This window comes from Pseudomonas sp. 382 (assembly GCF_002759075.1).
Lineage (GTDB): Bacteria > Pseudomonadota > Gammaproteobacteria > Pseudomonadales > Pseudomonadaceae > Aquipseudomonas > Aquipseudomonas vlassakiae.
Genome location: NZ_PEMX01000010.1, coordinates 105,778 through 121,206, shown reverse-complemented (window position 1 = coordinate 121,206; position 15,429 = coordinate 105,778). Strand labels below are relative to the sequence as shown.

Sequence of the window (15,429 nt, the reverse complement as noted above, 5' to 3'; positions counted from 1 at the left end):
TCATTCCTCGCGCAGGGTCTGGATCATGTAGTTGACGTCAACGTCGCTGCTGAGCTTGTAGTGCTTGGTCAGCGGGTTGTAGGTCAGGCCGATGATGTCCTTGACCTCGAGGCCGGCGACACGGCTCCACGCGCCGAGCTCGGACGGGCGGATGAACTTCTTGAAGTCGTGGGTGCCGCGCGGCAGCATCTTGAGGATGTACTCGGCGCCGACGATGGCCAGCAGGTAGGCCTTCGGGTTGCGGTTGATGGTCGAGAAGAACACCTGGCCACCGGGCTTGACCATGCGGTGGCAGGCGCGGATTACCGACGACGGGTCGGGTACGTGCTCGAGCATTTCCAGGCAGGTGACCACGTCGAACTGCTCGGGCATTTCTTCGGCCAGGGCTTCGGCGGTGATCTGCCGGTATTCGACCTCGACGCCCGACTCCAGCTGGTGCAGCTGGGCGACCGCCAGGGGGGCCTCACCCATGTCGATGCCGGTGACGGTGGCGCCGCGCAAGGCCATGGCCTCGCTGAGGATGCCACCGCCGCAGCCAACGTCCAGCACCTTCTTGCCCGCCAGGCCGACGCGCTCGTCGATCCAGTTGACGCGCAGCGGGTTGATGTCGTGCAGCGGCTTGAACTCGCTTTCGCGGTCCCACCAGCGGTGGGCCAAGGCTTCGAACTTGGCGATTTCGGCGTGGTCGACGTTGCTCATTGAACAATCCTCTGGAACTTGCACTTCAAATGGGGCGCAGTATACCCGAGCGTCTGCGGCCGAGGGTCGCTATAATCGCCGGCTTTTGATATCCGAACGACGGGGAGAGGCAATGCGCGAGCGACTTTTGGCGGCGGAGAAGGTGACCGGGATGCGCTGGCAAGGCGGCGCCCTGCACCTGCTCGACCAGCGCCTGCTGCCGTCGGAAGAACGCTGGCTGACCTGCGACAATGTCGCGCAGGTGGCGGCGGCGATCCGCGACATGGCTGTGCGTGGCGCCGCTGCCATCGGCATTGCCGCTGCCTATGGCCTGGTCCTGGCCCTGGAAGAGCGCCTGGCCCAGGGGGGCGACTGGGAAATGGACCTGGAAGAGGACTTCCTCAGCCTGGCCGAAGCCCGGCCCACCGCGGCCAACCTGTTCTGGGCGCTGAACCGCATGCGTGAGCGGCTGCTGCGGGTGCGTGGCGCCGAAGACGTGCTGGCCGCGCTGGAAGCCGAAGCGATCGCCATACATGAAAGTGACCGCGAAGCCAACCTGACCATGGCCCAGCACGGTATCGAGCTGATCCGTCGCCATCAGGGCAACGAGCAGACCTTGCTGACCTACGGCAACGCCGGCGCCCTGGCCAGTGGTGGTATCGGTACGGCCCTGGGGGTGATTCGCGCCGGTTATCTGGAGGGGATGGTCGAGCGGGTGTACGCCGGGGAGACCCGCCCTTGGCTGCAGGGCTCGCGCCTGACCGCCTGGGAGCTGGCCAGGGAGGGCATCCCGGTGACGCTGTGTGCCGACTCGGCGCTGGCCCACCTGATGAAGACCAAGGGCATCACCTGGGTGGTGGTCGGCGCCGACTGCATTGCCGCCAATGGCGATGTGGCGAGCAAGATCGGCACTTACCAGCTGGCCGTCAGTGCCATGCACCACGGCGTGCGCTTCATGGTGGTGGCGCCGAGCACCAGCATCGACCTCAACCTGGCCACCGGTGAGGATATTCCGCTTGAGGAGCGTGAGGCCGATGAGTTGCTGGACTACGCCGGCACCCGTGTGGCACCGCCGGTTGAGGCCTTCAACCCGGTATTCGACGTGACCCCGGCCGACCTGATCGACGTGATCGTCACCGAGCGCGGCATCGTCGAGCGGCCGGATACCGCCAAGCTGGCCCAACTGATGTGTCGCAAGCGGTTGCATTGATCATTCCCTGTACCGGCCTCTTCGCGGGCTCGCCCGCTCCCACAGGGAGGTGCGGTCCTCTGTGGCAGCGGGCGAGCCCGCGAAGAGGCCGGCACGGGCAACGAAAATCCTCGGCCTGAGGCCACCTGCCATATCTCCCCACCGCCCCGCCTTTGTGATAACATCCGGCAGTTTCCAGGACCGCCCAAGAAGGCGGCCTTCATTGCGCAGATCCATGCAACAACTCATTGATTTGTCGTAAGTCGTCGCACCCCTATGCGTTGCGGCGGCGAGCTTCGTTCGGCCCTTGATGGAGCTGCGAAGTTTCACCAGAAAAAGGAATCAGGCTTCTCATGGGCGAACTGGCCAAAGAAATCCTCCCGGTCAATATCGAAGACGAACTGAGACAGTCTTACCTCGACTACGCGATGAGCGTGATTGTCGGGCGAGCGCTGCCCGATGCGCGTGATGGCTTGAAGCCCGTGCATCGTCGCGTTCTCTATGCGATGAGCGAACTGGGCAACGACTGGAACAAGCCGTACAAGAAATCCGCCCGTGTGGTCGGTGACGTGATCGGTAAGTACCACCCGCACGGCGACACTGCGGTCTACGACACCATCGTGCGTATGGCCCAGCCGTTCTCGCTGCGCTACCTGCTGGTCGACGGCCAGGGCAACTTCGGTTCGGTCGACGGCGACAACGCCGCCGCCATGCGATACACCGAAGTGCGCATGACCAAGCTGGCCCACGAGCTGCTGGCCGACCTGCACAAAGAGACCGTCGACTGGGTGCCCAACTACGACGGCACCGAGCAGATCCCGGCAGTCATGCCGACCCGTATCCCCAACCTGCTGGTCAACGGTTCCAGCGGTATCGCCGTGGGTATGGCGACCAACATCCCGCCGCACAACCTCGGTGAAGTCATCGATGGTTGCCTGGCGCTGATCGACAACCCGGACGTCACCGTGGATGAGCTGATGCAGTTCATCCCCGGCCCGGACTTCCCGACTGCCGGCATCATCAACGGCCGCCAGGGCATCATCGAGGCCTACCGCACTGGCCGTGGCCGCATCTACATGCGCGCCCGCTCCGAGATCGAAGACATCGACAAGGTCGGTGGCCGCCAGCAGATCGTCATCACCGAGCTGCCGTACCAGCTGAACAAGGCCCGCCTGATCGAGAAGATCGCCGAGCTGGTCAAAGAGAAGAAGATCGAAGGCATCACCGAGTTGCGCGATGAGTCCGACAAGGACGGCATGCGCATCGTCATCGAGCTGCGCCGCGGCGAGGTGCCGGAGGTGGTGCTCAACAACCTCTACCAGCAGACCCAGCTGCAGAGCGTGTTCGGCATTAACGTGGTCGCCCTGGTTGATGGTCGCCCGCGTCTGCTCAACCTCAAGGACCTGCTCGAAGCGTTCGTCCGTCACCGCCGCGAAGTGGTGACCCGCCGCACCGTGTTCGAGCTGCGCAAGGCCCGTGAACGCGGCCACATCCTTGAAGGCCAGGCGGTCGCGCTGTCCAACATCGACCCGGTCATTGCCCTGATCAAGGCCTCGCCGACCCCGTCCGAAGCCAAGGAAGCCCTGGTTTCCACGCCGTGGGAATCCAGTGCCGTGCAGGTCATGGTCGAGCGCGCTGGCGCCGACTCCTGCCGCCCTGAGGACCTGCCGGAGCAGTACGGCCTGCGTGAAGGCAAGTATTACCTGTCGCCGGAGCAGGCCCAGGCCATCCTCGACCTGCGCCTGCACCGCCTGACCGGCCTGGAACACGAGAAGCTGCTGGCCGAGTACCAGGAGATCCTGGAGCAGATCGGCGAGCTGATCCGCATCCTCAGCAGCGCCCAGCGCCTGATGGAAGTGATCCGCGAAGAGCTCGAAGCGATCCGTGCCGAATATGGCGATGCCCGTCGCACCGAAATCCTCGATGCCCGTCACGACCTCAACTACGGCGACATGATCCCGGAAGAAGAGCGCGTGGTGACCATCTCCCACGGCGGCTATGCCAAGACCCAGCCGCTGTCCGCCTACCAGGCCCAGCGCCGCGGCGGCAAGGGCAAGTCGGCCACCGGCGTGAAGGACGAGGACTACATCGAGCACCTGCTGGTCGCCAACAGCCACGCCACCCTGTTGCTGTTCTCCAGCAAGGGCAAGGTGTACTGGCTGAAGACCTACGACATCCCTGAAGCCTCGCGCGCTGCCCGTGGCCGCCCGCTGGTCAACCTGCTGCCGCTGGAAGAAGGTGAGCGCATCACCGCCATGCTGCAGATCGACCTCGAGGCCCTGCAGCAGAACGCCGACCCTGAAGAAGAGCTGGAAGACGGTGACGACGGTGTCATCGAGGGCGAAATCGTCGAGGCGGAAGAAATCGACGAAGAAGACGGCGACACCCCTGAATGGGTGGCCGAGCCGACTGGCGCCTACATCTTCATGGCCACTGCCTCCGGTACCGTCAAGAAGACCCCGCTGGCACAGTTCGCCCGCCCACGCTCCAGCGGCCTGATCGCCCTGAAGCTGAAGGAAGGCGACACCCTGATCGCTGCGGCAATCACCGACGGCGCCAAGGAAGTCATGATGTTCTCCGACGCCGGCAAGGTGATCCGCTTCGCCGAGAGCGTGGTTCGCGAAATGGGCCGTACCGCCCGTGGCGTACGGGGCATGAAGCTGGGCAAGGGCCAGCGGATCATTTCGATGCTGATCCCGGAATCCGGGGCGCAGATCCTCACCGCTTCCGAGCGTGGCTTCGGCAAGCGCACCCCGCTGTCCAAGTTCCCGCGTCGCGGGCGTGGCGGCCAGGGCGTGATCGCCATGGGCACCAAGGGGCGCAACGGCTTGCTGATCGGCGCCATCCAGGTGCAGGAAGGCGAGGAAATCATGCTGATTTCCGACCAGGGCACCTTGGTGCGCACGCGGGTCGGTGAAGTGTCGAGCCTGGGTCGTAACACCCAGGGTGTGACCCTGATCAAGCTGGCCACCGATGAAACCCTGGTGGGCCTGGAGCGTATCCAGGAGCCATCCGAGGACGAACTCGATGATGTGATCGAGACGGACGAAGAAGGCGTCGGGGCCGATGCTCCGGATGATGAAGCTGCAGGCGCCGAAGAGGCTCCGCAGGAATAAGCAAGCGTGAAACCCGAGCGGGGCGACCAAGGTCGCCCCGTTTGACTGTGTAGGAGCGAGCACAGCTCGCGATGCAGGCACCACGGTTCCTGCAGGATATGTAGCAACCGAATCAAGATTTTGTTCTATTTGGCAGAGCGAGAGTGGATGTGAGCAAACGAGCCTTTAACTTCTGCGCAGGCCCTGCCGCGCTTCCTGACGCTGTGTTGCAGCGTGCCCAGGCCGAAATGCTGGACTGGAACGGCAAGGGCTTGTCGGTGATGGAGATGAGCCATCGCAGCGACGATTACGTGGCCATCGCCGAAAAGGCCGAGCAGGACCTGGGTGACCTGCTGTCCGTCCCCTCGAACTACAAGGTGCTGTTCCTGCAGGGCGGTGCCAGCCAGCAGTTCGCGGAAATTCCGCTGAACCTGCTGCCGGAAAACGGCACTGCCGACTACGTCGAAACTGGTATCTGGTCGAAAAAGGCGATCGAGGAAGCGCGCCGCTTTGGCACCGTCAATGTTGCCGCCAGCGCCAAGCCGTACGATTACCTGGCCATTCCGGGCCAGAATGAGTGGAAGCTGACCAAGAACGCCGCTTACGTCCACTATGCGTCCAACGAGACCATCGGTGGCCTGCAGTTCGACTGGGTTCCGGAAACCGGCGACGTCCCGCTGGTGGTCGACATGTCTTCCGACATCCTCTCGCGCCCGATCGACGTTTCGCAGTACGGCATGATCTACGCCGGCGCGCAGAAGAACATCGGCCCGAGCGGGCTGGTGGTGGTGATCGTTCGTGAAGACCTGATCGGCCGCGCCCGCAGCAGCTGCCCGACCATGCTCGACTACAAGGTCGCAGCCGACAACGGCTCGATGTACAACACCCCGGCTACTTATTCCTGGTACCTCTCGGGCCTGGTGTTCGAATGGCTCAAGGAGCAGGGTGGCGTCGAGGCCATGGAGCAGCGCAACCGCGCCAAGAAGGACCGCCTGTACGGCTTCATCGACACCAGCGAGTTCTACACCAACCCGATCAGCCACAACGCCCGTTCGTGGATGAACGTGCCGTTCCGCCTGGCTGACGAGCGCCTGGACAAGGCTTTCCTCGCCGGCGCCGACGCCCGTGGCCTGCTCAACCTCAAGGGCCACCGCTCGGTTGGCGGCATGCGTGCCTCGATCTACAACGCCCTGGGCCTGGAGGCGGTAGAAGGCCTGGTGGCCTACATGGCCGAATTCGAGAAGGAGCACGGCTGATGTCCGAACAGGAACTCAAAGCCCTGCGCGTACGCATCGACAGCCTTGACGAGAAGATCCTCGAGCTGATCAGCGATCGCGCCCGCTGCGCCGAAGAAGTGGCGCGGGTCAAGACTGCCTCCCTGGCGGAAGGCGAAAAGCCGGTGTTCTACCGCCCCGAGCGTGAGGCTGCGGTGCTCAAGCGCGTGATGGAGCGCAACAAGGGGCCGCTGGGCAACGAAGAGATGGCGCGTCTGTTCCGCGAAATCATGTCGTCCTGCCTGGCCCTGGAAGAACCGCTCAAGGTGGCCTACCTCGGCCCTGAAGGCACCTTCACCCAGGCTGCGGCCATGAAGCATTTCGGCCATGCCGTGGTCAGCCGCCCGATGGCAGCAATCGACGAAGTGTTCCGTGAAGTGGCGGCCGGTGCCGTCAACTTCGGCGTGGTGCCGGTGGAAAACTCCACCGAGGGTGCGGTCAGCCACACCCTCGACAGCTTCCTCGAGCACGACATGGTGATCTGCGGCGAAGTCGAGCTGCGCATTCACCATCACCTGCTGGTGGGCGAGAACACCAAGACCAACAGCATCACCCGCATCTACTCCCACGCCCAGTCGCTGGCCCAGTGCCGCAAGTGGCTGGACGCGCACTACCCGAACGTCGAGCGCGTTGCTGTTTCGAGCAACGCCGAGGCGGCCAAGCGGGTCAAGGGCGAGTGGAACTCGGCGGCGATCGCCGGCGACATGGCGGCCAACCTGTATGGCCTGACTCGCCTGGCCGAGAAGATCGAAGACCGCCCGGACAACTCCACGCGCTTCCTGATGATCGGTCAGCAGGAAGTGCCGCCGACCGGCGACGACAAGACTTCGATCATCGTCTCGATGAGCAACAAGCCCGGTGCGCTGCACGAGCTGTTGGTACCGTTCCACGAGAACGGCATCGACCTGACCCGTATCGAAACCCGTCCGTCGCGCAGCGGCAAGTGGACCTACGTGTTCTTCATCGATTTCGTCGGTCACCACCGCGACCCGCTGATCAAGGCGGTACTGGAGAAGATCAGCCAGGAGGCCGTGGCGCTCAAGGTGCTGGGTTCCTATCCGAAGGCAGTGCTTTGATTCAGGGCCTTGGGGCCGCTGCGCGCCCCTTCGCGGGCTTGCCCGCTCCCACAGGTGTAATAAGCATCCCCCCTGTGGGAGCGGGCGCGCCCGCGAAGGGGCGCGCAGCGGCCCCAATGGGCCTCACATACTGCCTAGATTTCTGAACAGGGTTCGCACCAGTGGTAAATGCAGCAAAAACCAAACCCGCGCCAATCATCAACCGCCTGGTCGTAGTCGGCCTCGGCCTGATCGGTGGCTCCTTCGCCAAGGGCCTGCGTGAAAGCGGCCTGTGCCGCGAAGTGGTCGGCGTCGATCTGGACGCCCCGTCGCGCAAGCTGGCTGTCGAGCTGGGCGTGGTCGACCGTTGCGAAGAAGACCTCGCGGCCGCCTGCATCGGCGCCGACGTCATTCAGCTCGCCGTGCCGATCCTGGCCATGGAAAAGGTCCTCGCCCGCCTGGCCCGGCTTGACCTCGGCAATGCCGTGATCACCGACGTCGGCAGCGCCAAGGGCAATGTCGTGCGTGAAGCGCGTGCCGTCTTCGGTGAGCGCCTGCCGCGCTTCGTGCCCGGCCACCCCATCGCCGGTTCCGAGCAGAGCGGGGTAGAGGCCTCCAACGCTGCCCTGTTCCGTCGGCACAAGGTCATCCTTACGCCGCTGGAAGAGACCGACCCCGCCGCCCTGGCCCTGGTCGACCGCCTGTGGCGTGCGCTGGATGCCGATGTCGAACACATGCCGGTGGCGCGCCATGACGAAGTGCTGGCTGCCACCAGTCACCTGCCGCACCTGCTGGCCTTTGGCTTGGTCGATTCGCTGGCCAAGCGCAATGAAAACCTCGACATCTTCCGGTACGCTGCGGGAGGTTTCCGCGATTTCACGCGGATCGCCGGTAGCGACCCGACCATGTGGCACGACATCTTCCTCGCCAACCGCGAGGCAGTCCTGCGCACCCTGGACACATTTCGCAGCGACCTCGACGCCTTGCGCGACGCAGTCGATGCTGGGGACGGGCATCAGCTGCTGGGTGTTTTCACTCGTGCACGCGTTGCCCGCGAGCATTTCAGTAAAATCCTGGCCCGCCGGGCCTATGTGGACGCTATGAACGCCAACGATCTGATTTTCCTGGCCCAACCGGGTGGCCGCCTGACCGGGCGAATCCGCGTACCGGGCGACAAGTCGATTTCCCACCGTTCGATCATGCTCGGCTCGCTGGCCGAAGGCACGACCGAAGTCGAAGGTTTCCTCGAAGGCGAGGACGCCCTGGCGACCCTGCAGGCATTCCGTGACATGGGTGTGGTCATCGAAGGCCCGAACCATGGCCGCGTGACCATCCACGGCGTCGGCCTGCACGGCCTCAAGCCGCCACCTGGGCCGCTTTACGTCGGCAACTCCGGCACCTCGATGCGCCTGCTCTCCGGCCTGCTGGCCGGCCAGCCGTTCGATGTCACCATGACCGGCGACGCCTCGCTGTCCAAGCGCCCGATGAACCGCGTGGCCAACCCGCTGCGCGAAATGGGCGCGGTGGTCGAGACTGGCCCGGACGGCCGACCGCCGCTGACCATTCGTGGCGGCAGCAAGCTGAAGGCGCTAACCTACACGCTGCCGATGGCCAGTGCACAGGTCAAATCCTGCCTGCTGCTGGCGGGCCTGTATGCCGAAGGCAAGACCACCGTCACCGAGCCGGCCCCGACCCGTGACCACACCGAGCGCATGCTGCGCGGCTTCGGTTACGCGGTCGAGAGCAACGGCCCGGTCGCTTCGCTGCAATCCGGTGGCAAGCTCACCGCTACCCGTATCGAAGTGCCGGCAGACATCTCGTCGGCGGCGTTCTTCCTGGTGGCTGCATCGATTGCCGAAGGCTCCGAGCTGGTGCTCGAGCACGTTGGCATCAACCCGACCCGCACCGGCGTGATCGACATCCTGCGCCTGATGGGTGGCGACATCACTCTGGAGAATCAGCGTGAAGTCGGCGGCGAGCCCGTGGCCGATCTGCGCGTGCGCGGCGCCAGGCTCAAGGGTATCGATATCCCTGAAGAGCTGGTGCCGCTGGCCATCGACGAGTTCCCGGTGCTGTTCGTGGCCGCTGCCTGCGCCGAAGGGCGTACCGTGCTGCGTGGTGCCGAAGAGCTGCGGGTGAAGGAGTCTGACCGCATCCAGGTCATGGCCGACGGCCTGATTACCCTGGGCATCAAGTGCGAGCCGACCCCGGACGGCATAATCATCGACGGCGGCCAGCTCGGCGGTGGCGAAGTGCACGGTCACGGTGACCACCGAATCGCCATGGCCTTCAGCGTTGCCTCGCTGCGTGCCAGTGCGCCGATCCGCATCCATGATTGCGCCAACGTCGCCACCTCGTTCCCGAACTTCCTCAAGCTGTGCGCCGACGTCGGCATCCGCGTCGCCGAAGAGGGCAAAGCGTGAATAGCCTGGCACCGGTCATCACCATCGACGGCCCGAGCGGCTCCGGTAAAGGTACGGTCGCCGGGCTGCTGGCCCGCGAGCTCGGTTGGCACCTGCTGGATTCCGGCGCGCTCTACCGCTTGCTGGCCTTCAACGCCAGCAATCACGGCGTCGACCTGACCAACGAAGAGCTGCTGACCAAGCTTGCCGCCCATCTGGATGTGCAGTTCATCGCCGCCCAGCCCGGTAAGCTTCAACAGACCATTCTCGAGGGCGAGGACGTCAGCCAGGTCATCCGTACTGAAACCGTCGGTGCCGGTGCTTCGATGGTCGCCTCGCTGCCAGCGGTGCGTGATGCGCTGCTGGAGCGCCAGCGGGCGTTCCGTGAAATGCCAGGCCTGATCGCAGACGGTCGCGACATGGGTACCGTGGTGTTCCCGGACGCGCCGCTGAAGGTTTTCCTCACCGCCAGTGCCGAGGAGCGTGCCCGTCGCCGCTACCTGCAGTTGAAGGGCAAGGGCGAAGATGTTAGTCTGTCGAGTCTGCTAGATGAGATTCGTGCGCGTGATGAGCGTGACACCCAGCGTGCAGTGGCCCCGCTGAAACCAGCGGCCGATGCCATTCAGCTGGACTCTACCGAGTTGTCCATCGAGCAGGTGTTGCAACGTATCAGGAGCGAGCTCGCCCAGCGCGACTTGGTCTGATAGCCAGGAGAGCAGGCGGGGGCACCAGTCAACGTCCTGCCGGCTTTCCTTTACTTAAAACAAACCCACATTGTCTGGAATGTGGCGATGGGCGTCTGTTTCGCCCGAATCTACAGGAATTAAAATGAGCGAAAGCTTTGCAGAACTCTTTGAAGAAAGCCTGAAAACCCTCAATCTTCAGCCGGGTGCCATCATCTCCGGTATCGTTGTCGACATCGACGGCGACTGGGTTACCGTACACGCTGGCCTGAAGTCCGAGGGCGTCATCCCGCTCGAGCAGTTCTACAACGAAGCTGGCGAGCTGACCATCAAGGTCGGTGACGAAGTTCACGTTGCGCTGGACGCGGTCGAAGACGGCTTTGGCGAAACCAAACTGTCCCGTGAAAAAGCCAAGCGCGCCGAGTGCTGGATTGTTCTGGAAGCAGCTTTCGCCGCCGAAGAAGTGGTCAAGGGCGTTATCAACGGTAAGGTTAAGGGCGGCTTCACTGTCGACGTTAACGGCATCCGTGCGTTCCTGCCGGGCTCCCTGGTTGATGTCCGCCCAGTGCGCGACACCACCCACCTGGAAGGCAAAGAGCTGGAATTCAAGGTCATCAAGCTGGACCAGAAGCGCAACAACGTTGTCGTTTCCCGTCGCAGCGTGCTGGAAGCCGAGAACTCCGCCGAGCGCGAAGCCCTGCTGGAAACCCTGCAGGAAGGCCAGCAAGTCAAAGGTATCGTCAAGAACCTCACCGACTACGGCGCATTCGTGGACCTGGGCGGTATCGACGGCCTGCTGCACATCACCGACATGGCCTGGAAGCGCATCAAGCACCCATCGGAAATCGTTAACGTTGGCGACGAAGTCGACGTACGCGTTCTGAAGTTCGACCGTGAGCGCAACCGCGTTTCCCTGGGTCTGAAGCAGATGGGCGAAGATCCGTGGGTCGCTATCACTGCACGTTACCCAGAAGGTACCCGTGTACAGGCTCGCGTTACCAACCTGACCGACTACGGCTGCTTCGCTGAGCTGGAAGAAGGCGTTGAAGGTCTGGTACACGTTTCCGAAATGGACTGGACCAACAAGAACATCCACCCGTCGAAAGTCGTTCAGGTTGGCGACGAAGTGGAAGTCATGGTTCTGGACATCGACGAAGAGCGTCGTCGTATCTCCCTGGGCATCAAGCAGTGCAAGTCCAACCCATGGGAAGACTTCTCCGGCCAGTTCAACAAGGGTGACAAGATCACCGGTACCATCAAGTCGATCACCGACTTCGGTATCTTCATTGGTCTGGACGGCGGCATCGACGGCCTGGTTCACCTGTCCGACATCTCCTGGAACGAAACCGGCGAAGAAGCAGTACGTCGTTTCAAGAAGGGCGACGAGCTGGAAACCGTCATCCTGTCGGTTGACCCAGAGCGCGAGCGCATCTCCCTGGGCATCAAGCAGCTGGAAGACGATCCGTTCTCCAACTTCGTTGCTGTCAACGACAAGGGCGCTATCGTCAAGGGCATCGTGAAAGAAGTTGACGCCAAAGGCGCCATCGTCACCCTGGCCGACGACATCGAAGCCACTCTGAAAGCTTCCGAAATCAGCCGTGACCGCGTTGAAGACGCGCGTAACGTCCTGAAGGAAGGCGAAGAGATCGAAGCCAAGATCATCAGCGTTGACCGCAAATCGCGCGTCATCAGCCTGTCGATCAAGTCGAAAGACGACGCTGAAGAGCGTGAAGCCATCCAGAGCCTGAAAAACGCTCCGGAAGCGGCTGCCGACACCACCATGGCTGCGCTGCTGCGCGAAGCTATGGCCAAGCAGAACTGAGTTCTGTTTGATCGGTAAAAAGGGGTGGCCTTCGGGCCACCCCTTTTTTTTTGCCTGCGATTTCGTTGATGTAATGCGTTTCGTGAAGGGCGGTTTAACACGGTGTCAAACCGCCGAGAGCACGGGAGCAGCCCCAGGCCTCTCCAGCTCAGCGAGCAGCAGTTTGTTCGCTTGGGGTGCCGGCTGCCGAGTTAGCGCCCAAGGTTTTGAGGTCTGCAGCCGAAGGTGTGAACGTGACGGTATAGCGACTCAGGTCGCTTTCGTTTCGCTGGAAATGCACTGCGACTCGCTTGCCTTGCCACGAGATGGTCTTCATCTCATAGGAAGCACCCGAGCTTAGCTGGATCCGGCGGCTCAAGCTCGAGCTAGGTTGCCCCAGGGTATCCGTCAGAAAATCATTGACCAATTCGAGGCTGCTGGAATTGCCGGTCAACATCAGCTGACTGACAGCGTCGTCTTTCACGGCCGCGAAAAGCTGGTATCCAGAACTGATCGGAAGGTAGGGCAATCCGTGAATCTCATACTTGTCAGGATCCGTGGTGCTTGTCCGGCACAGCGTCGCTTGGCGTGGGTTGCTGTCAGGGCATTCAGGAACCTGGGCTTTGAAGTCGCCCTGAAACGGGACGCCTAGAAACTCTGATGGCTCATTGTCCCAAGGCTGCGGCTGGCCGCCGGATTGAGCAAAGCTGACCGAGGTGCTTAAGAGGGTCGCAAGTGCGAGCGAAAGGGGAGAGATCCGCATAAACGATCCTTGTGAGTACGACTCAACGAGCAAGGTAGGTTAGGTATTTTTGAATCCGCTTCAAGTCAGATCAAAGCAGATGTGTCCTACTCGCGATTATGACAAATCCTACAAGGCTTAGGTGTGTCGCGCTGACGATTTTCACGTATACGCTGGCTACCTTTCCGGTTTATGACATCAACACTGCCTCCAGCAAAAGGCGGCATGACCGCCAAAAGCGGGGGTCAGCTCTTATTTCTTAACAAATCCAATCTTGAATTTTTTTATTAAGTCAAGAACCACCCTGTTCAAATCCTTCCGAGCGTGCTACAAACTGATTAAGCAATGATCTAGCTGCTTGATAACGAAGGGAAAAATATGACGAAGTCGGAGCTGATCGAACGTATTGTCACCCATCAGGGGCTGCTCTCGTCCAAGGACGTGGAGTTGGCCATCAAGACCATGCTTGAACAGATGTCCCAATGCCTGGCCACCGGAGATCGTATCGAAATCCGCGGTTTCGGCAGTTTCTCCTTGCACTATCGCGCTCCGCGGGTAGGTCGCAATCCCAAGACCGGCCAGTCGGTCGAGCTCGAAGGCAAATTCGTGCCGCATTTCAAGCCGGGCAAAGAGCTGCGTGACCGGGTCAACGAAGAAGAGCACGAGCACACTTGAGTCAGAAGGAGCAGTCTGATGCGTAACCTGAAGCGCGCCCTGGCGGCGTTGTTTGTGCTGCTGCTGGCGGCTGTCGTGTTGTTCTTCGTGCTGGAGAATCAGCAGGCCGTATCACTGGTGCTCTTCGGTTGGTCGGCTCCGGCCTTGCCTGTGGCGGTACCTGTGCTGGCGGCTCTGGTCGTGGGCCTGGCTGTTGGTCCGCTGCTTGGTGCTTATGGGGTGCAGCGTAGCAAGCGCAAGATTCGCGCATCTGCACGCCAAGCGCTGCTCGACGGCAATTGATGAAGCCGCCTACAGCTTCGTAGGAAAGCTTCACCTATGCGCGCAGTTGGGGGAGTGGAGTAATAGGCATCCATTCAGAAGCCCAGGCGAGCGCTTATTCATATGCAATTCCCTAGCATTTCCCATCACGGTGGTACCCGCGGCGTAACCGGTTCCTGCCACCGGCTCCATCTGGATTCGACTACCAGCCTGTTGGTGGATTGCGGCCTGGAGCAGGGCGCCGAGGCGTCCTCAGGGGCGGGTTCGCTGCCTCCCGATTTTGCAGTGCAGGGTATCCAGGCCCTGGTGATCACTCACGTGCATCTCGACCATGTCGGGCGAATCCCGGCACTGCTCGCCGCTGGTTATCGTGGCCCGATCCTTTGCAGTGAGCCATCTGCAAAGTTGTTGCCACTTGTTCTGGAAGATGCCTACAAGCTGACCATCAGCAGCGAGCCTGCCCACGTAGCACGATACCTTGAGATCATCGATAGTCTGGTAGTGCCGGTTCCCTTTGGGAATTGGCACACAGTGGTCGAAAAATCCGAACTCAAGTGCATGATTCGTTTGCAGCGTGCCGGGCATTTACTGGGCTCCGCCTACGTGGAATGTGATGTGCAAGCGGCGGACGTCAATCAGCGTATCGTCTTCTCCGGTGACCTTGGTCACGAAGGTAATCCATTGATGCGCCAGTTACAGCCACCGGAGCGGGCTGATGTTCTAGTATTGGAAAGCACCTACGGTGACCGCCTTCATCCGGATCGCAGTGATCGCCAGCAGCAGCTCGAGCGGGTCATCGATCGCGCGCTGCAGGACCGTGGCACCATCCTCATTCCCGCATTCAGCCTGGGCCGCACCCAGGAGTTGTTGTTCGAGCTCGAAGATATCCTTCACCGCAAGGCGCTGCTTGGCGACCCTGCTGTAGTGCAGGGCGATGACACCTATGCATGGTCGCAGCTACCCATAATTCTCGACTCGCCATTGGCACAGCGTATTACGGGTGTCTATCGACAGCTGCATGACTACTGGAATGACGAGGCCAGAGCGCGGTTGGATCAGGGGCGCGACCCCTTGGGGTTTGGTCAGCTGGTTTGCGTCGATACACACGCACGTCACCGGCAGGTGGTGAATTACCTGAAGAGCACCGGACGCCCGGCGATTGTCATTGCTGGGAATGGGATGTGCTCAGGCGGGAGGATTGTTGGCTATCTCAAGGCGATGCTGGCGGACCCGCGGCATGAGGTGATGTTTGTTGGCTACCAGGCCAAGGGCACTCCTGGGGCTGTGATCCAGGCTAGTGAAGGTGCGGAAGGATTTGTGCAGATTGATCTGGATGGTGAGCTGTATGAGATCCGGGCCAAGGTGGTTTCGCTTGGAGGCTATTCGGGGCATGCGGATCAGGCGGGGCTGGTGAGATTTGCGCTGGGTTGTAATGCGCGGCAGGTAGTGTTGGTGCATGGTGAGGGACGGGCGAAGCAGGTGCTGGCACGGGTATTGAGGGAAACGTTTGCGGCGGCGGGAAATGAGCTGAGCGTCACGATTGCGGAATGACCGTTGGGCGGGAAGCGCGTAAT

Annotated in this window: 12 protein-coding genes; 10 read left to right on the top strand and 2 right to left on the bottom strand. The window is 61.9% G+C overall.

Annotation, left to right across the window (positions count from 1 at the left end; translation table 11 throughout):
- The gene (ubiG, locus tag CQW31_RS14115) at positions 1 to 699 is read right to left on the bottom strand and encodes a bifunctional 2-polyprenyl-6-hydroxyphenol methylase/3-demethylubiquinol 3-O-methyltransferase UbiG (RefSeq protein WP_054887173.1); all 699 of its coding nucleotides are present in this window, start codon (positions 697 to 699) and stop codon (positions 1 to 3) included.
- A gap of 112 nt (positions 700 to 811) precedes the next feature.
- On the opposite strand from ubiG, the gene mtnA reads away from it, so the two are divergent.
- The 7 genes from mtnA to rpsA all read left to right on the top strand — a co-directional run bounded on the left by mtnA (position 812) and on the right by rpsA (position 12,198).
- Complete coding sequence (mtnA, locus tag CQW31_RS14110; protein WP_099814759.1) at positions 812 to 1,888, top strand: S-methyl-5-thioribose-1-phosphate isomerase; 1,077 nt, start codon at positions 812 to 814, stop codon at positions 1,886 to 1,888.
- Positions 1,889 to 2,220: 332 nt separating this feature from the next.
- A complete protein-coding gene (gene gyrA / locus CQW31_RS14100) occupies positions 2,221 to 4,983 on the top strand; it encodes a DNA gyrase subunit A (protein WP_054887170.1) in 2,763 nt (920 codons plus the stop codon).
- Between the two features lie 149 nt (positions 4,984 to 5,132).
- Positions 5,133 to 6,218, top strand: coding sequence for a 3-phosphoserine/phosphohydroxythreonine transaminase (serC, locus tag CQW31_RS14095; protein ID WP_099814792.1), 1,086 nt, complete (start codon positions 5,133 to 5,135; stop codon positions 6,216 to 6,218).
- Positions 6,218 to 7,312, top strand: a complete 1,095-nt coding sequence (gene pheA / locus CQW31_RS14090; protein WP_085675434.1) for a prephenate dehydratase — start codon at positions 6,218 to 6,220, stop codon at positions 7,310 to 7,312. Before serC ends, pheA begins: the two co-directional genes overlap by 1 nt.
- A gap of 194 nt (positions 7,313 to 7,506) precedes the next feature.
- Complete coding sequence (locus CQW31_RS14085; RefSeq protein WP_054886631.1) at positions 7,507 to 9,714, top strand: bifunctional prephenate dehydrogenase/3-phosphoshikimate 1-carboxyvinyltransferase; 2,208 nt, start codon at positions 7,507 to 7,509, stop codon at positions 9,712 to 9,714.
- Entirely contained in the window at positions 9,711 to 10,397 is a 687-nt protein-coding gene (gene cmk, locus CQW31_RS14080) for a (d)CMP kinase (protein ID WP_054886603.1), read from the top strand. The genes CQW31_RS14085 and cmk overlap by 4 nt, the downstream gene beginning before the upstream one ends.
- Before the next feature lie 124 nt (positions 10,398 to 10,521).
- The gene (gene rpsA, locus CQW31_RS14075; protein ID WP_012313291.1) at positions 10,522 to 12,198 is read left to right on the top strand and encodes a 30S ribosomal protein S1; all 1,677 of its coding nucleotides are present in this window, start codon (positions 10,522 to 10,524) and stop codon (positions 12,196 to 12,198) included.
- Between the two features lie 148 nt (positions 12,199 to 12,346).
- Here the strand turns inward: rpsA and CQW31_RS14070 are convergent, their stop codons facing one another.
- Positions 12,347 to 12,940 carry a hypothetical protein gene (locus CQW31_RS14070; protein WP_099814758.1) on the bottom strand — a complete coding sequence of 198 codons (594 nt, stop codon included), beginning with the start codon at positions 12,938 to 12,940 and terminating at the stop codon, positions 12,347 to 12,349.
- Positions 12,941 to 13,297: 357 nt separating this feature from the next.
- Here CQW31_RS14070 and ihfB point away from each other — a divergent pair, with 357 nt between their 5' ends.
- The 3 genes from ihfB (at position 13,298) to CQW31_RS14055 (ending at position 15,406) form a co-directional block, all read left to right on the top strand.
- Positions 13,298 to 13,594 (top strand): integration host factor subunit beta, encoded by a 297-nt coding sequence (ihfB, locus tag CQW31_RS14065; protein ID WP_054886605.1) that lies wholly within the window; start codon positions 13,298 to 13,300, stop codon positions 13,592 to 13,594.
- An 18-nt stretch (positions 13,595 to 13,612) separates the two neighbouring features.
- Entirely contained in the window at positions 13,613 to 13,876 is a 264-nt protein-coding gene (locus tag CQW31_RS14060; protein WP_099814757.1) for a LapA family protein, read from the top strand.
- Between the two features lie 102 nt (positions 13,877 to 13,978).
- A complete protein-coding gene (locus CQW31_RS14055) occupies positions 13,979 to 15,406 on the top strand; it encodes an MBL fold metallo-hydrolase RNA specificity domain-containing protein (RefSeq protein WP_099814756.1) in 1,428 nt (475 codons plus the stop codon).
- Positions 15,407 to 15,429 lie beyond the last annotated feature (23 nt).